At 68.8% G+C, this 20,802-nt stretch carries 18 protein-coding genes, 1 pseudogene and 1 riboswitch; of the genes and pseudogenes, 7 read left to right on the top strand and 12 right to left on the bottom strand.

The genetic code is table 11. The features are described from left to right. Positions 1-53: 53 nt before the first annotated feature. Entirely contained in the window at positions 54-2,420 is a 2,367-nt protein-coding gene (locus ABZV44_RS30270; protein WP_354843539.1) for an MMPL family transporter, read from the top strand. Between the two features lie 39 nt (positions 2,421-2,459). Here the strand turns inward: ABZV44_RS30270 and ABZV44_RS30265 are convergent. Continuing rightward, positions 2,460-3,701: pseudogene (locus tag ABZV44_RS30265) on the bottom strand (MFS transporter); the annotation flags it as partial. A gap of 220 nt (positions 3,702-3,921) precedes the next feature. On the opposite strand from ABZV44_RS30265, the gene ABZV44_RS30260 reads away from it, so the two are divergent. Then, positions 3,922-4,854, top strand: coding sequence for a LysR family transcriptional regulator (locus ABZV44_RS30260; protein WP_354843536.1), 933 nt, complete (start codon positions 3,922-3,924; stop codon positions 4,852-4,854). Positions 4,855-4,864: 10 nt separating this feature from the next. On the opposite strand, the gene ABZV44_RS30255 is transcribed toward ABZV44_RS30260, so the two are convergent. Next, a complete protein-coding gene (locus ABZV44_RS30255; RefSeq protein WP_354843533.1) occupies positions 4,865-5,539 on the bottom strand; it encodes a TetR/AcrR family transcriptional regulator in 675 nt (224 codons plus the stop codon). A gap of 99 nt (positions 5,540-5,638) precedes the next feature. Between ABZV44_RS30255 and ABZV44_RS30250 the strand changes: the two genes are divergently transcribed. After that, positions 5,639-7,030: a lipase family protein gene (locus ABZV44_RS30250; protein ID WP_354843530.1), complete on the top strand. Its 1,392-nt coding sequence runs from the start codon at positions 5,639-5,641 to the stop codon at positions 7,028-7,030. Positions 7,031-7,150: 120 nt separating this feature from the next. Beyond that, positions 7,151-7,261: riboswitch (TPP riboswitch) on the top strand. Continuing rightward, positions 7,254-8,915 carry a phosphomethylpyrimidine synthase ThiC gene (gene thiC / locus ABZV44_RS30245; RefSeq protein WP_354843527.1) on the top strand — a complete coding sequence of 554 codons (1,662 nt, stop codon included), beginning with the start codon at positions 7,254-7,256 and terminating at the stop codon, positions 8,913-8,915. Its footprint overlaps the riboswitch before it by 8 nt. Before the next feature lie 91 nt (positions 8,916-9,006). Here the strand turns inward: thiC and ABZV44_RS30240 are convergent, their stop codons facing one another. Both ABZV44_RS30240 and ABZV44_RS30235 read right to left on the bottom strand, forming a co-directional pair. Further along, positions 9,007-9,411 (bottom strand): VOC family protein, encoded by a 405-nt coding sequence (locus ABZV44_RS30240; RefSeq protein ID WP_354843524.1) that lies wholly within the window; start codon positions 9,409-9,411, stop codon positions 9,007-9,009. Between the two features lie 106 nt (positions 9,412-9,517). Beyond that, on the bottom strand, positions 9,518-10,168 hold the full coding sequence (locus ABZV44_RS30235) for a TetR/AcrR family transcriptional regulator (RefSeq protein WP_354843521.1): 651 nt from the start codon (positions 10,166-10,168) through the stop codon (positions 9,518-9,520). An 87-nt stretch (positions 10,169-10,255) separates the two neighbouring features. On the opposite strand from ABZV44_RS30235, the gene ABZV44_RS30230 reads away from it, so the two are divergent. Then, positions 10,256-11,392, top strand: a complete 1,137-nt coding sequence (locus ABZV44_RS30230) for an epoxide hydrolase (RefSeq protein ID WP_354843518.1) — start codon at positions 10,256-10,258, stop codon at positions 11,390-11,392. Between the two features lie 152 nt (positions 11,393-11,544). On the opposite strand, the gene ABZV44_RS30225 is transcribed toward ABZV44_RS30230, so the two are convergent. The 4 genes from ABZV44_RS30225 to thiD form a co-directional block, all read right to left on the bottom strand. Beyond that, the gene (locus tag ABZV44_RS30225; RefSeq protein WP_354843515.1) at positions 11,545-11,697 is read right to left on the bottom strand and encodes a hypothetical protein; all 153 of its coding nucleotides are present in this window, start codon (positions 11,695-11,697) and stop codon (positions 11,545-11,547) included. Between the two features lie 165 nt (positions 11,698-11,862). After that, complete coding sequence (locus tag ABZV44_RS30220; RefSeq protein ID WP_354843512.1) at positions 11,863-13,968, bottom strand: glycosyltransferase family 39 protein; 2,106 nt, start codon at positions 13,966-13,968, stop codon at positions 11,863-11,865. Between the two features lie 157 nt (positions 13,969-14,125). Then, positions 14,126-15,370: a bifunctional glycosyltransferase family 2/GtrA family protein gene (locus ABZV44_RS30215; RefSeq protein WP_354843509.1), complete on the bottom strand. Its 1,245-nt coding sequence runs from the start codon at positions 15,368-15,370 to the stop codon at positions 14,126-14,128. 137 nt (positions 15,371-15,507) lie between these two features. Next, positions 15,508-16,359 (bottom strand): bifunctional hydroxymethylpyrimidine kinase/phosphomethylpyrimidine kinase, encoded by an 852-nt coding sequence (thiD, locus tag ABZV44_RS30210; protein WP_354843653.1) that lies wholly within the window; start codon positions 16,357-16,359, stop codon positions 15,508-15,510. Positions 16,360-16,559: 200 nt separating this feature from the next. Between thiD and ABZV44_RS30205 the strand changes: the two genes are divergently transcribed. Continuing rightward, on the top strand, positions 16,560-16,937 hold the full coding sequence (locus ABZV44_RS30205; RefSeq protein ID WP_354843506.1) for a DoxX family protein: 378 nt from the start codon (positions 16,560-16,562) through the stop codon (positions 16,935-16,937). A gap of 14 nt (positions 16,938-16,951) precedes the next feature. Here the strand turns inward: ABZV44_RS30205 and ABZV44_RS30200 are convergent, their stop codons facing one another. Then, on the bottom strand, positions 16,952-17,332 hold the full coding sequence (locus ABZV44_RS30200) for a hypothetical protein (RefSeq protein WP_354843503.1): 381 nt from the start codon (positions 17,330-17,332) through the stop codon (positions 16,952-16,954). Between the two features lie 185 nt (positions 17,333-17,517). On the opposite strand from ABZV44_RS30200, the gene ABZV44_RS30195 reads away from it, so the two are divergent. Then, a complete protein-coding gene (locus tag ABZV44_RS30195; protein WP_354843502.1) occupies positions 17,518-18,084 on the top strand; it encodes a TetR/AcrR family transcriptional regulator in 567 nt (188 codons plus the stop codon). Between the two features lie 52 nt (positions 18,085-18,136). Here ABZV44_RS30195 and ABZV44_RS30190 read toward each other — a convergent pair whose 3' ends face one another. From ABZV44_RS30190 to ABZV44_RS30180, 3 genes are all read right to left on the bottom strand, one after another. Further along, a complete protein-coding gene (locus ABZV44_RS30190) occupies positions 18,137-18,751 on the bottom strand; it encodes a TetR/AcrR family transcriptional regulator (protein WP_354843499.1) in 615 nt (204 codons plus the stop codon). Between the two features lie 6 nt (positions 18,752-18,757). After that, positions 18,758-19,552 (bottom strand): enoyl-CoA hydratase family protein, encoded by a 795-nt coding sequence (locus ABZV44_RS30185; RefSeq protein ID WP_354843497.1) that lies wholly within the window; start codon positions 19,550-19,552, stop codon positions 18,758-18,760. An 86-nt stretch (positions 19,553-19,638) separates the two neighbouring features. Further along, positions 19,639-20,802, bottom strand: a complete 1,164-nt coding sequence (locus ABZV44_RS30180; protein WP_354843494.1) for an acyl-CoA dehydrogenase family protein — start codon at positions 20,800-20,802, stop codon at positions 19,639-19,641.

Genomic DNA, 20,802 nt, shown 5'->3' with positions numbered 1-20,802 from the left:
AGGTCAGGAACGTTACCGTTCCGGACGTCTGAAGACTTCGGAGGGTGGCGTCAATGTTGACCAGTACTGCCCGGTTCGCCATGGCACGCCCGCGCGCGGTCCTGGTGGCCGCGCTCCTGTTGATGCTCGTGTGCGGCGGCTTCGGAGCCACCGTGAAATCCCACATGGTCGGCGGCGGCTATCTGACCGATTCGCTGGAGTCCGTGCGCGCCAATGACTTCATCACCAAGAACTTCCCCGGTGGCAATCCCAACCTCATCGTCATGGTCAGCGGTTACGGGGGCGTCAACAGCCCGCAGGTGCGCGGCGAGGCGCAGCGCGTCACCGACGAGCTGAGCCAGGACCCGACGGTGACCGGCGTGCAGTCGTATTGGACCAGCCTCGCCGCCCGGCCCGACCTGGCCGCCGCGCTGAAGAGCAAGGACGGGCAGCGCGGGCTCATCATGGCCACGGTCACCGGAACCGACACCGAGGTGCAGAACCGGGCCGCCGAGCTGTCGAACCAGCTCAATGGGGACAGCGACGGCGTGCAGGTCCGGGTCGGCGGCATGGCCGGTTCCTTCGCCGATATCAATCACCAGGTCGAGAAGGACCTGCTGCTGGCGGAGGCCATCGCGGTGCCGGTATCGGCGCTGCTGCTGGTGCTGGTGTTCGGCAGCGTGGTCGCGGCGCTGCTGCCGGTCGGCGTGGGACTGTTCGCGATCGCCGCGACGCTGGGCATTCTGCGCGGGCTGACCACGGTCATGGATGTCTCCATCTTCGCGCTGAACATGACCAGCGCGCTGGGGCTGGCCCTGGCCATCGACTACAGCCTGTTCATTGTCAGCCGATATCGCGAGGAGCTGGCCAATGGCCGCGATACCCGGGCGGCCATTCTGCGTTCGGTGCAGACCGCGGGCCGCACCGTGGTGTTCTCCGGCTTGACCGTCGCCCTGGCCCTGGCGGCACTGGCGGTGTTCCCGCAGCCGTTCTTCAAGTCCTTCGCCTACGCCGGTGTCGCGGTCGTCGCCGCAGCCGTGGGCGCGTCGGTGCTGTTGCTGCCCGCCGCGCTGGTGCTGCTCGGCGATCGGGTGAACGCCTGGGATCTGCGGAAACCGGCGCGCCGCCTGCTGGGTCGCGGCGAGCCCGCGCCCAAGCCGGTCGAGACCACCTTCTGGTACCGGCTGGTGACCGCGGTCATGCGGCGGGCGCTGCCGGTCGCGGTGATCGCGGCGGCGGTGCTGCTGGCGCTCGGATCCCCGTTCCTGAAGGCACATTTCGGCACCCCGGACGATCGCGTGATCGGCACCTTCGCGTCCAGCCGTCAGGTGGGTGACGCGCTGCGGCAGGACTTCAATGCCGACATGGCATCCAGCACGGTGATCGTGCTGCCCGGATTCCACGGCGGCGCAGCGGAAATCGGCGCGTTTGCCAAGAGCCTGTCGGAGGTGCCCGGCGTCGCGGCGGTGCTGTCCAGCGAGGGCGTCTACCTGGCGTCGCCGTCCGCCGACGGCGTTCCGCCGACCGGCAAGCGGGTGGCCGCCGGTATTCCGCAGATGGCCGGCCCGAACGGGGCCTACCTTTCTGTCGGCACGAAGGTCGCGCCCTACTCCGCCGCGGGCAAACAGCAGCTCGCGGCACTGCGGGCGGTCCCGGCTCCCGGCGAGGTGCGGTACGGCGGCGCGGCGGCCCTGAACGAGGACACCATGCACTCGGTCATCAGCCGGATCCCCTTGGCGGCCACGCTCATCGCCGTCATCACCCTGATCCTGCTGTTCCTGTTCACCGGCAGCGTGGTGCTCCCGGTGAAGGCACTGCTGTTGAACATGCTGTCGCTGACCGCCACCTTCGGCGCCATGATCTGGGTGTTCGCGCAGGGCCACCTGTCCGGTCTGCTGGGGTTCACCCCGACCGGCAGTATCGACCTGTTCATGCCGATCCTCATGTTCTGCCTGGCCTTCGGCATGTCGATGGACTACGAGGTCTTCCTGCTGTCCCGGATTCGCGAGGAGTGGCTGGCCTCGGATCGCGGCCGGGCGGCCAATACCCGCTCGGTGGCCCTCGGGGTGGCCCGCACCGGCCGGATCTTCACCGCCGCCGCGGGTTTGATGGCGGTGGTGCTGCTGGCCGTGGCCACCTCCGAGGTCGCACCCATGAAGTTGTTCGGCATCGGCCTGGCGCTGGCCGTGGTCTCCGACGCCACCATCATTCGCGGCCTGCTGGCCCCGGCCCTCATGCGCCTGATGTCGACCGGCAACTGGTGGGCGCCGAAACCGCTTGCGGCGCTGCACAAGCGAATCGGGCTGGAGGAGGAGTCAGCCGCGGCGGTAGCCGAGGGCGACCACACTGGCGGCGAACAGCACCAGGATGCCGATGACGCCGAGACCGACGCCCATGCTGTCGGCGAAGGCGATCGGGTGGGCGCCGTCTCCGGCGTGTGAGGCCATCACGGTGCCGATCATCGCGACACCGATGGCGGCACCGAATTCCCGTGCGGCGGAGTTCAATCCGGCGCCCATTCCGGCGCGATCGACCGGCAGGTTCGCCATGACGCCGTGCGTCAGTACGGGCGCGGCGAACCCCATGCCGACGGACAGCACCACCAGATAGACCGCGTACAGCGGATACGGGGTGCCCGCGTCCGCGGTCGCGACCGCCAGCAGGCCGGCGCCGATGACGGCCAGCCCGCCCGCGGCCGGAATCAGCGGGCCCAGCCGGGCTTCCAGCCGAACCGCGAAGCGGGGCACCAGGATCATGCCGAGGGTGAGCGGCACGATGGCCAGCCCCGCCGCACCCGCCGAGAAGCCCTTCACGTACTGCAGGTACTGCGAGTTCACGAAGAACAACGCGAACAATCCGAAAAACGTTGTGCCCGTGCCCAGGACGGCCACACTCAACCGCCGGGACCGGAACACCCGCGGATCGATGAGCGGATGCGGCGAACGCAGCGAATGCCGGACCAGCACCGCGAGCAGCGCCGCGCCGAGCCCGAATCCGGCCAGCACTTCCGCCGCGGCCCAGCCGTGTGACGGGCCCTCGATGATGCCGTACAGCACCGCGGTCGATCCGGCCATGAGCAGCGCCGCCCCGAGTGGATCCTGATCCGCCTCGCACCGTGGGGTTTCCGGCGTCACCACCGCCGCCACCGCCAGCAAGACCAGACCGGCGGGGACCATCACCCAGAACAGGGCCTGCCACGGCAGATACTGCTGCAGCAAGCCACCGCCGATATTGCCCAGTGCGCCACCCAGACCCAGCGACAGGGTCCACGCGGCCAGCGCACTCGCGCGGGTGCGGGCGTCCGGGCACAGCTGCACCACAACGGACAGGGTGGCGGGCATGATGAGCGCCGCACCCGCACCCGACACCGCCCGGCCCGCGATCAGCACGGCCGCGTGCGGAGCCAGCGCGCTGGTGAGCGCACCCGCCGCGAACAGTCCGAGCCCGGCCAGCAGCGCGCCCTTGCGCCCGTACCGGTCGCCGAGCGCGCCGGCCGGGATGAGCAGGGCGGCAAAGACGATCACATAGGCGTCGACCGCCCACAGCAGCTGCGACGAACTCGGATGCAGCGGCGACGCGGCGAGCAGGGGAATCGAGAGATTGATGGCGGCCACCATGCTCTGCGCCACCATGACGCAGGCGCACAGGGCGAGCAGGACCGCGCGCGGCGGTCCGGCGGTTCGGGAGTCGGCGACCGGAACGGCGGACACGACGGTGGACATGCGAGAACTCCTGGAAATCGGGATAAGTGGAAGCGGCGCCACCTCGACGACGTTGCGAAGCGGTGCCGGTACGCCTTCCGAGCCGGGCCCTGGCCGGAAATATGTTGCGTTGCAAGGTCATCGGCGAAGACATTCAGAGTTTTCGCCCGCGTTCACCGCAACGAATTCAACGGTAGGGCGGGCGAACAGATTACTCAAATGCATCTTTATCATGGAATACATGCGCCAGACGCAACAAACCGGCCTTCGCGGCCTGGACCTGAATCTGCTCGTCGCCTTGGACGCCCTGCTCACCGAGCACAGCGTGACCGGGGCGGCCGAACGCCTCCGGCTCTCCGAGCCCGCGGTCAGCCGCGCACTGGGGCGCATCCGGCGGACCATCGGGGATCCGATCCTGGTGCGCGCGGGCCGGGCCATGGTTCCGACCCCGCACGCGCTGGCCATCGAGCCCGAGGTGCGCGAGCTGGTCGAGCGGGTGCAGCGCCTCTTCTCGGCCGCTCACAGCACCGACCTTCGCACCGTCAACCGCGATCTCACCGTGCTGGCCCACTACGCCATGGCCGCCGTATTCGGCCCGGCCCTGGTCGAACGCGCCGCCGCCGAGGCCCCCGGCATCACGCTGCGCTTCCTCAATGAGGGCCACACCGACGCGCCCATGCTGCGCGACGGCGTGGCCGATCTCGAGATGGGCATCGTCGGCGACCGGGCTCCCGAAATCCAGGTCGCGCCGGTGTTCGAGGACCGCATGGTCGGCGTGGCCCGGCGCGGGCATCCGCTGGTGCACGGCACCACGATCCGGCTCGAGGACTACGTGCGCGCCCGCCATCTGGCCGCTTCCCGGCGCGGCCGGCGCTCCGGTCCGATCGACGACGCCCTCGCCCGCCAGGGCCTGCGCCGGGAGGTGACCGCCTCGGTCGCCGGCATCACCGGCTCGCTGTTCTTCCTCCGCAACAGCGATCTGCTCGGTAATCTCCCCGCCTGCGCCGCCCCCATGGCCGAGCAACTCGGTCTCACCGTGTTCGACCTCCCCATCGAAACCCCGCCGCTGCCATACGCTTTGGCCTGGCATCCCCGCAACGACGCCGATCCCGCCCATGTCTGGCTCCGCGATACCCTGCGCGAGGTCATGCTGGCCGGCCGCCCGCGCGGCTGAGCGCCCCCACTCAGCGAGCCGCGGCCCGGCCCGTGTCGACCACCGCCACGAAGTGGTTCAGATCGGCGACGAGGGTGTCCACGGAATCCGGCGCGCCGCCGCCGTCGTGGTGGTGCAGCCAGTCGGCGACGAGTTCGAACATGCCGCCGATGGTGGCGAGGGCGAGGGCCAACAGGTGCGGGTCGTCGCGCGGATCGGCCTGCAGCCATTGGTGTTTCAGGAATTCGGCGGACCAGCGGCGGTTGGAGCGGCGCATGGCTTCGACGGTGGGCGAGATGCCGCCGGCTTCGCCGAAGGTGACCTTGGCCAGGCGGGGGTCGTCGGCGATGGCGTGGACGAAGGCGGCCAGGACGGTGGCACGGCGGGTGGCCCAGTCCGCGTCGGCGGTTTCCACGGCCACCTCGGCCACCCGTTGCTGGATGCCCTTGGTGATCTGTTCCAGCAGGGCGGTGTAGCAGGCTTCCTTGCTGTCGAAGTGGTCGTAGAAGCCCTTGGTGCCGACGTAGGCGTGCTGACAGATCTGTTCGATGGAGGTGCCCGAATAGCTCTGCCGGGCAAAGAGTTCGGTGGCGGCGGCGAGCAGCTGACGGCGGCGCTGGGCGCTGCGCTCGTCGGCGTCGAGGCCGCGGATGCGACGCCGCACGGGGGTCCGGTCGGTCGGCGCGGCAGATTTGCTGCGGGACATGCCTAGACGATAGCCAAGCTCGTTTCAGAAAGACATCTTGTTGGTAATCGGATGCCGTGCTGTAATCGCTGTCACGTCGATGCGGAAGGGAACAGAGACGTGGCAACAACTGGGGATCGCGGGCGTGGGAGGCGGCTGCTCGCGGCCGCGCTCACGACGGCACTGACGACAGCCTCCGCCGTACTACTGGGGGGCGCCACCGCGGGAACGGTTGCCGCGCAACCACTCCCGGTGACCATCGACCCGTTCTACCAAGCGCCCGACGGGTTCGAATCCACCGATCCGGGCACGATCCTGCGCAGCCGCGAGGTGCAACTGGCGGTGCTCACCGCGCTGCCGGTGCACGCGCGATCGTGGCAACTGCTGTACCGCACCACCGACCTGTCCGGGCAGCCGACGGTCGCGGCCACCACGGTGGCGATTCCGGAGGGGGCCAACACTTCTCACAGTCGGCCGCTGGTCTCGCATCAGTTCTTCTACGACAGCACATCGCCCGCGTGCGCGCCGTCCTACGTGCTGCAGCAGGGCGGCGGGCTACCCGCACTGGAGGGCGTGCACTCCACCGTCGAGTACCTGGAGCTCGCGGCCTCCATCAGCCAGGGGTACGCCATCAATGTGCCCGACTACGAAGGCCTGAACGGGCATCTCGCGGTCGCTGAGGAACCCGGATATCTGGTTCTCGACAGCGTGCGTGCCGCCGAGAGCTTCCAGCCGCTGGGCCTGGACGGCGCGAATACGCCGGTGGCCCTGTGGGGTTACTCCGGCGGCGGCATGGGCAGCGGCTGGGCGGCGGAGATGCAGGCGGGCTATGCGCCGGAGCTGAACATCAAGGGCATCGCCCTGGGCGCGCCGGTTTCGGATGTCGAATCCCTGTTGCACGTCAACGGTTCGATGTTCGCCGGCCTCATCGGCGTGGGTATCGCCTCGCTGCGCAATGCGTACCCCAGGTTCGCCGAGACCACCGAGAAGTACCTGACGCCGGAGGGCCGCGCGGTCATGGACCGCACCGCGAACCAGTGCCTGGTGCGCAATGTGCTGAACCTGATGTTCACCGACTACCAGCGCATGCTGACCATCCCGATCGCCGACTACCTGGCATTACCGGAGATCAGGGAGGTCTTCGATTCGACTGTGCTGGGCAGTAATCCGCCGACCGCGCCCACCATGGTCTATCAGGGCGTCTATGACGAGGCCGTACCGTGGTACACCAACGACCGCATGGTCCAGCGGTGGTGCGACGGGGGTGCTTCGGTCTATTACGAGCGCGATCACCTCAGCGAGCACCTGACCCTGACCACCCTCGGCATGGCCGACGCCTTCAACTGGATCAAGTCCCGCCTCGCGCCCGGCGCGGCCGACCCGTCCGGCTGCCGCACCGAGGATGTGACCACCATGCTCGGCAGCCTCGACGCCCTCGCCACCCAGACCGAGATCGAGCTGAACGCCGCGTTCGGCGCGCTGGGCTGGCCCATCGGCCCGCAGGAGCGCTGAGACTCGCCTACCCGCTGAACCTCACCCGGCCGAATCCATCCCCCGAGCAGACCGAATCGTATATTCCGCGGTCTCGGAGCGTGTGTGCCATGGAGCGCGGTATGGTCGCTGCGGAAAAGCACGTATGCCAACGGGGGCTCGCACCAGCGGGCTGAGAGGACGGCTAGTGGGCCGTCGACCGTATGAACCTGACCGGGTAATGCCGGCGTAGGGAGGATTCACCATGTCATCGAGTCATGTCCCGAGCAACTCCGCGCCCGTCGACACCGTGACAACCGGTCCCATCGAGGGCAGCGTCAAGCACTACGAACAGGTCGAGGCCGACGGCACGACGCTGCGGGTTCCGGTGCGGCGCATCAATCTCACCAATGGCGAGCACTTCGACGTGTACGACACCTCCGGTCCGTACACCGACGACACCGCCACCATCGATCTCGAGGCGGGGCTGCCCAAGCTCCGCGACACCTGGGACAAGCCGCAGGTCGACGGCCCGCCCACCCAGCTGGCCTGGGCCCGCCAGGGCATCATCACCAACGAGATGCGCTACATCGCGGCGCGCGAGGGCGTCGCTCCCGAGCTGGTGCGCGACGAGGTGGCCGCCGGTCGCGCCGTGATCCCGGCCAACCATCGCCACCCCGAGTCCGAGCCGATGATCATCGGCAAGAAGTTCGCGGTCAAGATCAATGCGAACATCGGCAATTCGGCCGTGAGCTCCTCCATCGCCGAGGAGGTGGAGAAGATGGTGTGGGCCACCCGCTGGGGCGCCGACACCATCATGGATCTGTCCACCGGCAAGAACATTCACGAGACCCGTGAGTGGATTCTGCGCAACTCCCCCGTCCCGGTCGGCACCGTGCCGATCTACCAGGCGCTGGAGAAGGTGAACGGCGATCCCACCAAGCTCACCTGGGAGATCTACCGCGACACCGTGATCGAGCAGGCCGAGCAGGGCGTCGACTACATGACGGTGCACGCCGGCGTGCTGCTGCGCTACGTGCCGCTGACCGCCAAGCGGGTCACCGGCATCGTGTCGCGCGGCGGTTCCATCATGGCGGCGTGGTGCCTGGCGCATCACCAGGAATCGTTCCTGTACACCAACTTCGCCGAGCTGTGCGAGATCCTGGCCGAGTACGACATCACCTTCTCGCTGGGTGACGGTCTGCGCCCGGGTTCCATCGCGGACGCCAATGACGAGGCCCAGTTCGCCGAGCTGCGCACCCTGGGCGAGCTGACCAAGATCGCGAAATCCCATGGCGTGCAGGTGATGATCGAGGGCCCGGGCCACGTGCCCATGCACAAGATCGTCGAGAACGTGAAGCTGGAGGAGGAGCTCTGCGAGGAGGCTCCCTTCTACACGCTAGGCCCGCTGGCCACCGATATCGCGCCGGCCTACGACCACATCACCTCCGCCATCGGCGCGGCCATCATCGCGCAGGCGGGCACCGCCATGCTCTGCTACGTGACGCCCAAGGAGCACCTGGGCCTGCCCAACCGGGACGACGTGAAGGTCGGCGTGATCACCTACAAGATCGCCGCCCACTCCGCTGACCTGGCCAAGCAGCACCCGCGCGCCCAGGACCGCGACAACGCACTGTCCAAGGCGCGCTTCGAGTTCCGCTGGACCGACCAGTTCAACCTCTCGCTGGACCCCGACACCGCCCGCGAGTACCACGACGAGACCCTCCCGGCCGAGCCCGCCAAGACCGCGCACTTCTGCTCCATGTGCGGTCCGAAGTTCTGCTCCATGCGCATCTCGCAGGACGTGCGCGACTACGCCGAGAAGCAGGGCCTCACCGATATCGCCGCCATCGAAGCGGGCATGGCGGAGAAGTCCGCCGAGTTCGCCTCCACCGGCAACCAGGTGTACCTGCCGGTCGTGTCCTAGGACCGCATCCGGTAGCCCGGCGAATCCGATTCGGGGCGGGCGGCTTTCGAGCCGCTCGCCCCGAATCGTGTTCCGGCCCGGCCTCGTCGCCTCAGGCCCTGCTCGAAATCTGCTGGACGGCCCAGCTGTTGCCGTCCGGATCGTCGAAGAAGATGAATCCGCTGTTGTCCAGCGGGTCGCCCGCCGACGGCGGCCCCGGCAGCACCTGGATGTCGCTGACCTCGACTCCGCGCTCGACCAGTTCGGCGTGGGCGCGCTTCAGATCCGGTACCACCAGCTGCAGCCCTTTGAGATATCCCGGCTCCATCTTCGGCACCACGCCCTCGCCGATGACGATCGAACAGCCCGAGCCCGGCGGCGTGAGCTGACAGATCCGCGTGCCCTCCGCGGGCCGGACGTCGTGGTCCACATGAAACCCGAGCTTGGTGCTGTAGAAGTCCTTGGCGCGGTCCACGTCCGACACGGGGACGATGACCACTTCGAGTGTCCAGTTCATGACAGTTCCTTCCGATTCGAGTGCTCTTGCGGAAGTCGGAGCCGAGCCGCGGAATTCATCATGGTTCGGGAACGAATGCCGGCGCGCCCGCGGCGAACGCTACCGTTCACTGGTCACGGCGCTGCCAGCGTTGGGCGAATTCGCCCGGAACCGGTGGCGGGCCGGGCAGGTCGCCGGTGGCGGTGAGGCCGTCGATCAGCAGGGCCAGGACCCGGCGGCGCAGCTGGGCGGTGCGTTCGGGATCGGGCAGCGCAATCGTCGCGCAGGCCTCGAGGATCAGGCCGAAGTCGGCGACGGTGACCCCGGGCCGCAGCCGCCCCGATTCCCGGGCCCGGCGCAGGAGTTCGTCATTGAGTTCGGCCGAGCGCTGGACGTCCGGGAGGATCGATTCGTCCGGGGTGAAGGTGCCGGCCAGATGCACGGTCAGTGAGTGCACATCGGCGTCGACCACGCGGTGCAGGAAGTCGACCAGCGCCGCCCAGCCGTCGGAATTCCCCAGGGCCGCTTCGGCTTCCGCGTTGTAGCGGCGCAGTCCCTGGTAGCAGAGGGTGCGCAGCAGCTCCTCCTTGCTCGGATAGCGGCGGTACAGCGCGCTGATGCCCACCCCCGCGCGCTCGGCGACGGCCGAGATCGGCGCCTTGGGTTCGGCCAGGAACACGTCCCGAGCGGCGGCCAGGATGAGTTCGTCATTGCGCGCGGCCTGCGCCTTGCGGCCGGGTAGGGCGCGCTGAGCTGCGGGTTCGGCTGTCTTCGACATGAATCCGAGCCTACCACTTGAACGGAATGATCCGTTCCGTTATGGTTTGAACAGAACGAAACATTCCGTTCCACTTAGGAGAGAATGATGAACGCCATCCGCCCCTTCCGCATCGATGTCCCCCAGGCCCAGCTGGACGATCTGGCCGAGCGGCTGCGCAAGGCGCTGTGGCCGAACGAGCTGCCGGGCGTGGGCGACGCGTACGGCGTCCCGAACGCGCGCATCCGCGAGCTCGCGCAGTACTGGCTGGAGGAGTTCGACTGGCGGGCACTGGAATCCAAGCTGAACGCCTACCCGCAGTTCACCACCGAGATCGAGGGCGAGGACATCCATTTCCTGCACGTGCCGTCGGCGCGAGAGGATGCCACCCCGGTGATCCTCACCCACGGCTGGCCGGGATCGATCCTCGAGTACGTGGATCTCATCGCGCCGCTCACCGCACCCGAGGATGCGGACGCCCCGGCCTTCCACGTGGTCATCCCATCGCTGCCGGGCTACGGATTCTCCGGCCCGACCCGCTCCACGGGCTGGAATCGCTACCGCACCGCCCGCGCCTGGGTGGAGCTCATGGACCGGCTCGGCTACACGCGGTTCGGCGCGATCGGCAATGACGCCGGCTCGATGATCGCGCCGGAAATGGGCCGGATCGCGCCGGATCGCGTGCTGGGAGTCCATGTGACGCAGCTGTTCTCGTTCCCGTCGGGCGACCCGGCGGAGATGGCCGGCCTGTCCGAGGAGGACATGGCCGCGCTGGCACACCTGCAGTGGTTCTACGACAACAAGTTCGCGTTCAATACGCTGTCGAGCCAGCAGCCGCACACCCTGGCCTTCGCGTTGTCGGACTCGCCGCTGGGTCTGCTGGGCTGGAACTCGCAGCTCTTCCCCGAGAGCCTCGACGCGGAATTCGTGATCGGCAATGTGGCCATCTACTGGCTCACCGGCACCGCCGGATCGTCCATCCGCTTCTACTACGAGGACGCCCACGCCACCGAGCAGCCCACCGGACCGACCACCGTCCCCACCGCGCTGGCCATGTTCGCCGGTGATTTTCAGTCCATCCGCCCCTTCGCCGAACGCGATCACAAGAACATCGTGAGCTGGCACGCCTACGACGTGAACTCGGGCTCGACCAGCGCCAATGATGCGGCAGGACACTACGCCGCGCACGAGGCGACCGACGTGCTGGTGACGGATGTTCGCGAATTCTTCGCCGGGCTGCGCTGATTCGCCCGATTCCGCTCGAAGGCCGGCCTGGTTCATCCCACGGGCCGGCCTGGATCCTCCCGGGGTGAAGCGGCTGATCTGCCAGTCCTCGCTGGGTGTCGGCGACAGCCGCGGCAATCTGAACTTCGTCTGGAAGTACGGTGCATCGCCGATCAGAAGCCGAAAACCTCTGCCATGGAGATGGAGTCGTCGTCCCAGCGGCGTTCTATGGCCGTGCGCTCTGCATCCGGGAGGTACGGATCCCATCCGGCCCTGCGCCAGAAGGCTTCTCGATGCTCATCGCTGAGGGGATGCGGCGTGCTCATGGCGAATTCCCTGGATCGTGACGACCGTCACATCGATTCTAACGACGAGCTGGATCACTCGCGGCCGAGTCGCACACCCACTTACGTGCGACGGAAAGAACCGAGCGCTCGTCCCCCATCGGGTACGAGCGCTCAGTCCTGTTGTGGCGGTGGCAAGCCCGCCGGTCAGGTGGTCTTCGGCGAGGTCAGGTCATAGAGGGTGATGCCGTCCACCTCCTGCGAGTCGAAGTGCTCCTTCACCCACGCCGTGATCTGCGAGCTCTGGCTCTGGTTGCCACCGTTGCCGCCGCGGTCGCCGCCCATCTGATTGCCGCTGATGAAGTAGTGGATCCGGCCTACCTGCACGTACTCCTGGAACTGGGACAGTGTCGGCGAGGGGTCGCTGCCGTTGAAGCCACCGATCGGCATGACCGGCAGCTGGGTCGCCAGCTGGAATCCGGCCGCCGAGTTGGAGCTGACCGTCGCCGCCACCCAGGTGTACTCGGAGCCGTCGGCCTTCAGCAGCGCCGTGACCTTGTCACTCGGGTTGCTCGCCATCATCATGTTGCCCGCGCCGCCGCCGAATCCGCCCGGACCACCGCCGGTTCCACCGGGTCCGCCGGCCACGGTGTCACCGTGGTTCATGCCCATGCCGTGCTGACCGCCACCCGGCTGGCCGCCGGGCATGCCATTGCCGGGTCCCGCATTGCCACCCGGTCCACCGTTGCCACCCGGTCCACCGTTGCCGGTGCGGCCGTTCGGCATACCGTGGTCGCCGCCGCGCGGACCGCCCGGACCCCAGCCGCCGCGCACCGCGGGTCCGGCCGAGGGCATCGGCCCCTGGTGTGCGGCGGCGATGCCGTCCACGGCGTAGGCGGTGGGACCGGCCAGACCGACCAGCACCGCGGCCGCCGCGACGGCCAGACCGGCCTTGCGGGGCAGGCGAATCAGCAGGAGGACGGTGGCGACAATGCCGCCCACCAGGACCACCCAGCGCAGCCACGGCACGAAGGACGTGCTGCGGGACAGGATGATCCACGCCGTGGCCGTGGTCAGGCCCATCGCCAGAACGGCGGCCAGACGCACCCACAGCCGATCGCGGTGCCGCCAGGCGAGCACCGAGCCCGCGCCGATCAGCGCGGCCACGGCCGGGGCCAGCGCCACCGTGTAGTACGGGTGGAAGATGCCCTTCATGAGGCTGAACACCAGCCCGGTGCCCACCAGCCAGCCGCCGAACAGGATCAGCGTGGCGCGCTGGGGGTCGGTGCGGGTCAGCGTGCCACGCAGGGCGATTCCCGCCACCAGCAGCACCAGGGCGGCCGGGATGAGCCAGGCGATCTGACCGGCCTGCGCCGGTTCGAACAGCCGCCCGATGCCGGGCGTCCCCCACATGCCGCCACCGCCGGTCGGCAGCTGGTCGCCGCCGCCGAAGCCGCCGACGCTGCCACGCTCATTGCCGTCGAGACGGCCCAGGCCGTTGTAGCCGAGGGTGAGTTCGATGATCGAATTGTGCTGCGAGCCGCCGAAGTACGGGCGATCCGAGGCCGGCCACAGCTCGGCCAGCAGCACCCACCAGCCCGCGCCCGCCACCATGGCCGCGGCCGCGCCGAACAGCTGCGCGATGCGCTTGCCCAGCTTGGGCGGGCCCGCGATCAGGTAGGTCAGTGCCAGCGCGGGCACTACCAGCAGCACCTGCAGCTGCTTGGCCAGGAAGCCGAGTCCGATGAACGCGCCGGTGAGCAGCACCCAGCGCCAGCGGCCGTCGGCGACCGCGCGGGTCATGGCCCAGGCCGCGGCCAGCATGAGGAACACCAGCATGGCGTCCGGGTTGTTGAACCGGAACATCACGGCGGCAATGGGAGTCAGCGCCAGCACCAGGCCGGCCAGCAGTCCGGCGCTCGCGCCGAAGCCGCGGCGCACGATGGCCCACAGCAGCGCCACCGAGGCCACGCCGAGCAGGGCCTGCGGCAGCAACATGCTCCAGCTGTGCAGGCCGAAGATCCGCACCGAGATCTCCATGGGCCACAACGACAGTGGCGTCTTGTCCACGGTGATGGAGTTGGCCGCGTCGGAGGAGCCGAAGAACATGGCCTTCCACGACACCGAACCCGCCTGCACGGCGGCCGCGTAGAAGGAGTTGGCCCAGCCGTTGGCGGACAGGTTCCAGAGGTAGGCGATGGCGGTGCCGATCAGCAGGGCCGCCAGCGCCAGGTACTCCCGGCGGCCGGTGCGGGCCGCGGGCGGCTCGGCCGGGGGTGGAGCGAGCCGGGGCTCGGTCAGAGTCGCGGTCATCGGTCGCCTCCTCGGTCAGCTCGATCAGTGGGGGTGTCGGACGGGGTGGTCCAGTACGGCAGGGCGCCGTGTTCGGGGTGGCACCGGCCGGGGAAGCCCACTCGCACCAGCCGGAAGCCGTCGTTCGGAACCGCCTGTGGCGCAGGGAAGATGGTGGTCACCGGACCGCCTCGGGCACGGGATGCCGTCCGGCATTGCGGAAGACCCAGCGCAGGCCGACGAAGCGCAGCAGGGTGGCGACCAGGTTGGCGATCACCAGTACCAGCAGCTCCAGGTGCACCGCCGCATCCGGGGCCCAGTGGTGCAGGGTGTAGAGCGAACCACTGGTCAGCGCCAGGCCGACGCCGAAGATGAGCAGACCCTGGAAGTGGTGCGACACCGCCTGATTGGACCCGCGCACCCCGAAGGTGAAGGCGCGGTTGGCGGCGGTATTACCGATCGCGGTGACCAGCAGGGCCAGGAAGTTGGCGGCCTGCGCGCCCATGACGCCCTGCAGCAGGACGTAGAGCAGCAGGTAGGCCAGGGTCGAGGTGACGCCGACGATGCCGAAGCGGACCAGCTGCCCGACCATGCCCAGCGGCACGCCCTCCACCAGCGGCTCGCGGCCGATGGCGGCACGCAGCTCGTTGATGGGGAGCCGGCCGGTGGTCAGCGCGCGGCCGACCCGCCAGACGCCGAGCAGGTCCTTGCGGGCCGTGTCGATGATGTCCACCCGGGAGTCCGGATCGTCGATCCAGTCCACCGGAACCTCGTGGATGCGCAGCCCGATGCGCTCGGCCAGCACCAGCAGTTCGGTGTCGAAGAACCATTCGCCGTCCTCGACGAGCGGCAGCACCAGCTTGGCCACATCGCCGCGCATGGCCTTGAAGCCGCACTGCGCGTCGGAGAACTTGGCCTGCAGGGAGGCCCGCAGGATCAGGTTGTAGCAGCGGGAGATGATCTCGCGCTTGGGCCCGCGCACCACCCGGGAGGAGGAGGACAGCCGGGTGCCGATGGCGACGTCCGAGTGCCCGGACACCAGCGGCGCGACCAGCGGTAGCAGCGCGTTGAGGTCGGTGGACAGGTCCACGTCCATGTAGGCGACGACCTGGGCGTCGGAGGCCTGCCAGACCTCGCGCAACGCGCGGCCGCGGCCCTTGCGGTCCAGGTGCACCACCCGCACGCCGTCCATCTGGTCGGCCAGCTGCCGGGCCACCTCGAGGGTGTTGTCGGTGGAGGCGTTGTCGGCGATGGTGATGCGCGCCGTGAAGGGGAAGTTCAGCGTGAGGAACGCGTGCAGTCTGCGCACGCAGGGGCCGAGGTCGACCTCTTCGTTGTAGACCGGAACGACCACGTCCACAACGGGCGCGGTCACTGCTTCTGCGGGTTCCGCCGCCCGCACGGCGGTTACGGTGTCGTTCATGGTGACCAATCTCGATCACCAGACTCACATCAGTCTGCGGCCTGCCTGGGAGGTTCCTGGGAGCCGCTTGCCTCGGCGTCGATTTCGTGCGATGCGCGACCCCGGATCGAGATCGCGCGGGCCCCGCCGTGATCGCGCTAGCTCGGTCCGAGATGCAGCCGCCACAGCGGGGAGACCGGTCCGTGTCCTTTACCCAGGTCGTACGACGCTTCCAGGCAGCGGAAGGTCCATTCCTTGGCGAAGGCGACGGCATCGGGGACCGAGTAGCCGTGGGCCAGCGCGCAGCAGATGGACGCGGCCAGAGTGTCGCCGCCGCCGTGATCGTTGCCGGTGACCAGGCGCCGGGCGGGGAGTTCGTGGAAGGTGTCGCCGTCGAAGAGCAGGTCGGTGGACTGCTCCGAGGTGCGCAGGTGGCCGCCCTTGACGATGGCCCACTGCGGGCCCAGCGCGATGAGCGCCTCGGCGGCCTTGCGGGCGGAAGCGTCGTCGATCACGTCGATGCCGGTGATCAGACGGACCTCGTCGAGGTTGGGGGTGACCACGGTGGCCAGCGGAATCAGGGTGTGGCGCACCGCATCCAGGGCCTCGGCGTGCAGCAGGGCGTCGCCGTGCATGGAGGCGGCGACCGGATCGACCACCAAGGGGATACTGCCCTGGCGTCCGATGCCGACCTCGCGGCAGACCGCCGCCACGGCCTCGATGATGGCGGTGGAGGCCAGCATGCCGGTCTTGGCCGCGCCGATTCCGATGTCGCCGACCACGGTTCGCACCTGGTCGGCCACGATCTGCGGCGGAATCTCGTGGAAACCGCTGACGCCGACGGTGTTCTGCACGGTCACCGCGGCGACCGCCACGCACGCGTGCACACCGCACAGGGCCATGGTGCGCGAGTCGGCCTGGATGCCCGCGCCGCCGCCGGAGTCGGTGCCCGCGATGGTGAGGGCGCGGACCGGGGTGGTGCCGTTCGGGGCAAGCGGTAGGAGTTGCACGGCGCTCATTGTGCCCTCCGCTTCGCTCCGAGCGGGTTCGGGGAGATCGATCGCAGATATTGACAATCATTATCATTAATGAACCGGCGTCGACTGCCCGATCGACTCCACCGCCCGTGGCGCAGGTCATACGAAGGTGATGTCACAAGACGGGACGATCTCGAGTCTTGTGTGCGAATCGCCGAGAAGGAGTCGCCATCATGAACATCGTCCTGTGGATCTGCGCCGGCCTGCTGGCAGCCGTAGCCCTCTTCGGCGGTCTCACGAAAATCGTTGTCCCCAAGGAGAAGCTGGCCGCGGCCCCCGGCGGCGGCTGGACCGGCGACGCCACCGCCACATTCGTCAGAACCCTCGGCGCCCTGGAAGTCCTGGCCGCCCTCGGCCTCACCCTCCCCGCAGCCCTCGACTTCGCCCCGTTCATGGTCCCGGTAACCGCCATCTGCTGGATCCTCCTCATGATCGGCGCCATGATCACCCACCTCCGCCACGGCGACCGAGCAGCCCTGATCGCCAACGTCCTCTACCTGGCCCTGGCCCTCTTCATCACCGTGGGCCGCTTCTGGCTCCACCCCTTCTGACCAGCACCGAGTGCCTAACCGAGATACGCGCTACCCGACCCCTTGCGCGATCCAGCATTGATCGGGCTGTCGTGGTGTGCGGCGCGGCGGGTTCCGATGTACAGGAGGATCGTCGCGAGCGCCATGATCGGCCAGGGGGTGGGCGCGAGGACGATGGCGCCGATCACGGTCCAGATCCCCAGAATCCAGGGGATGAAGGGCGGTGGCGTGATATGCCGGTTGTCCAGCCAGAGCACGGTCAGGCCGACCACGATCAGCGGAATGCCGAAGCTGTCCAGAGAGAGCCAGTAGGCGCTGTCCGCCGGGCTCATGGCGGCGAAGTCATCGCCCCACAGCTCCCCGCTGAACCACGCTCCGGCGTGGCGTGCGGCGCGCTCGATCGTCAATGCGCCCACAGTGTGTGCGGCTCCGAAAAATACGATGAGCCGACCAGCCCACTTGATCATCCGAACTCCCCATTTCTCTTGCGGGGGTGCGTGCCTCGTCCCCCGCCAGCCTTGTTATACGGTGGCGTATAACAGCGAGGGTAGCCCTGATATACGGTGCCGTATAGAAGGCGAGGCGTGAGAGGAGTCACCTTATGGGCGTGGCCCGCACCCCACGCGAGGCGTGGATCGAGCAGGGCTTGCAGACGCTCGTCGACAGCGGCGTGGAAGCGGTCCGCATCGAAGTCCTGGCCAAGCAGCTGGGTGTGACCAAGGGCGGGTTCTACGGTTACTTCCCCGACCGCGCAACCCTTTTGGAGGCGATGCTGGACGTCTGGGAGCGCGAGAGCACCGACGAAGTGCTCGAAACCATTGCGCTCGAGGACGACCCGCGGGACAGGATCACGCTCGCCGGCCAATTGACGTTGTCCCCCAGCCGATTGCTGGCAATCGACCTCGCGATCCGGGACTGGGCCCGCCGCGATGAATCGGTCGCCGCCCGGCTACGCCGCGTCGACGACCGCCGAATGGCCTTGCTACGCGAGACCATCGGCATCTTCTGCTCCGACCCCGACGAGATCGAGGCCCGCAGCCTGCTCGCCTTCTGCCTGGCCATCGGAAACCAGTTCCTCGCCGCCGACCACCCTGGCCGCACCCGCGCCCAGGTCCTCGCCCGCGCCGCCGCGATCCTCCTCGACCGCCCCGCAGACCCGGACCGCTAGCCATCGCGGAGGGCATGCTCATCGTCGAGGTCGATGACGCTGCCTCGGATGGTCAGTGGCGGGCGGCCAGGGCCGTGTGGAGGGTGGCGGCCCACTGTTGGACGATTTCCTTGCGGCGCAGGGAGTCGTCGGTGAGGACATCGGCGAGGCCGAGGCCGCGGGCCAGGTCGAGGGTGGCCTGCACCAGGTGGTGGGCGACGGGGTCGGAGTCGTCGACGCTCAGCGCCTCGACGGCCATCCGATGCGAGATGCGGCCGAAGCGGGCTTCCATGGGGACGATTCGTTCCCGCAGGGCCGGGTCGGCGGCCGCGTGGGTCCACACCTGCAGCGCCGCCTTGAACAGCGGGCTGGTGTAGGACTCGACCAGGCCGGCCACCACCGCCTCGGTGCGTGCGACGCCCTCGGCGACGTCGGCGACCGCGAGGGCGTCGGCCTTGGCCTGGTCCATCCGGGTGTCGAACATGTACTCCAGGGCGGCGGTGATCAGATCCTCACGGGTGGGGAAGTGATGCTGGGCCGCACCGCGCGACACCCCGGCCCGCTCGGCCACCACCGCGACCGTGGCGGCCGCCCAGCCCGTCTGGGCCAGGCAGTCGATGGTCGCCTCCAGCAGCCGCTGCCGGGTGGCCCGGCTGCGGTCCTGCTTGGGTTCGTGGGGTGTCGCCATGGTTGCCTATTCTGCCCAGCTGGGTGGGCGGCGCTGCATGAAGGCCGTGATGCCCTCGATCACCTCGGGGGTGCCGAAGTAGCTCGCGGAGCGTTTGGCCAGGTCCTCGGCCCCGCGGTCGAAAGCCGTGAGCAGGTCCGCGTTGACGAGCTGCTTGGCTTCGGCCAGGCCCTGCGGGGAGCCCTTGCGGAGTTCACCGAGCAGCCGCGCGGTCTCGGCCGCGGGGTCGTCGGCGGCGACGGTGATGAGGCCGATGCGTTCGGCCTCGGCCGCGTCGAAGGTCTCGCCGGTCTGGAAGTAGCGGGCCGCCGACCGGCCGGTCATGCGCGGCAGCAGGGTCAACGAGATCATGAACGGTGCCAGCCCGATCCGCACCTCGGTCAGCGCGAAGCTGCTGTTCCGCCCGGCGACCACGAGGTCGCAGGCGGCGATGATGCCCATGCCGCCCGCCCGCACATTGCCGTCCACCTGCGCCACTACGGGCTTGGGCATGGCGAGGATGTCGCGCAGCACCGAGATCATCCAGCGGGTGCGGATGTCGGCGGCGGCCGCCGGGTCGGCGTCCACCGCCTCCTTGAGATCCGCGCCCGCGCAGAAGGTGTTGCCGGTGTGGGTGAGCACCACCCCGCGCACCGCGTCGTCCCCGGTCGCCCGCTCCAGGCCCGCCAGCAGTTCGGTGACCAGCCGGGAGGACAGGGCGTTGCGATTGTGCGGGGAGTCCAGGGTCAGTACCGCGAATCCGTCGCGCACCTCATAGCGCACGAACGGCGCGTCCGCGGCGGCACCGGCTGTGTCGGTCATCGAATACTCCTGCTGCTGTGTGGCTTTCGGGTGCGGGAGGGACGAGTGGCGGTGGCCGCGCACACCGCCGCCACTCGTCGCCCCGGTCAGTAGGACCGGGGCAGACCCAGCGAGTGCTGGGCCACGAAATTGAGGATCATCTCGCGGCTGACCGGCGCCACCCGGGCGATGCGGGCGGCGGCCAGCATGCCCGCCAGGCCCACATCCGAGGTCAGGCCGGAACCGCCGTGGGTCTGGATGGCCTGGTCGAGAGCCTTGATACTGGCCTCGGCCGCAGCGTATTTCGCCATATTGGCGGCCTCGGCCGCGCCGAAGTCGTCACCGGAGTCGTAGAGGAACGCGGCCTTCTGCATCATGACCTTGGCCAGTTCCAGCTCGATCTTCACCTGCGCCAGCGGGTGCGAGATGCCCTGGTGCGCGCCGATCGGCGCGCCCTTCCACACCGCGCGCTCCTTGGCGTAGGCCACGGCCCGGTCGATGGCGTAGCGGCCCATGCCGACCGCCATGGCCGCGCCCATGATGCGCTCCGGGTTCAGGCCCGCGAACAGCTGCGCGATGGCGGCGTCCTCCTGGCCGACCAGGGCGGTGGCGGGCAGCCGGACATCGTCGAGGAACAGCGTGAACTGGTTGTCCGGCTCGAGAATGTCCATCTCCTGCTTCGTCTTCACGAAGCCGGGGGCGTCGGTGGGGACGATGAACAGGGCGGGCTGCAGGTTGCCGGTCTTGGCGTTCTCGGAGCGGGCCACGATGAGCACCGCCTCGGCCTGGTCCACGCCGGAGATGAAGATCTTGCGGCCGTTGAGGATCCAGTCCTCGCCGTCGCGGCGGGCGGTAGTGGTGATCTTGTGCGAGTTGGAGCCCGCGTCCGGCTCGGTGATGCCGAAGACCATCTTCGACGAGCCGTCGGCCAGCTTGGTCAGCCAGTGCTGCTTCTGCGCCTCGGTGCCGTACTTGGTGATGATGGTGCCGCAGATGGCGGGCGAGACCACCATGAGCAGCAGGCCGCAGCCCTGCGCCGCCAATTCCTCTTGCACGAGCGCGAGTTCGTAGATGCCCGCGCCGCCGCCGCCGTACTCTTCGGGCAGGTTGACGCCCAGGAAGCCGAGCTTGCCGGCCTCGTCCCACAACTCGTCGAAGGGCTCGTTGCGGCGAGCCTTGGGGCCGGCGTAGTCGCGGAAGTTGTACTTGGCGGCCAGCTTGGCCACCGCGGCCCGCAGCGCCTTCTGCTCGTCGGTCTCGATGAAACTCAT

The organism is Nocardia sp. NPDC004860, from assembly GCF_040609015.1.
Lineage (GTDB): Bacteria > Actinomycetota > Actinomycetes > Mycobacteriales > Mycobacteriaceae > Nocardia.
The sequence above is the reverse complement of the archived record's forward strand: the minus strand, read 5'-3'. Positions and strand labels throughout refer to the sequence as shown.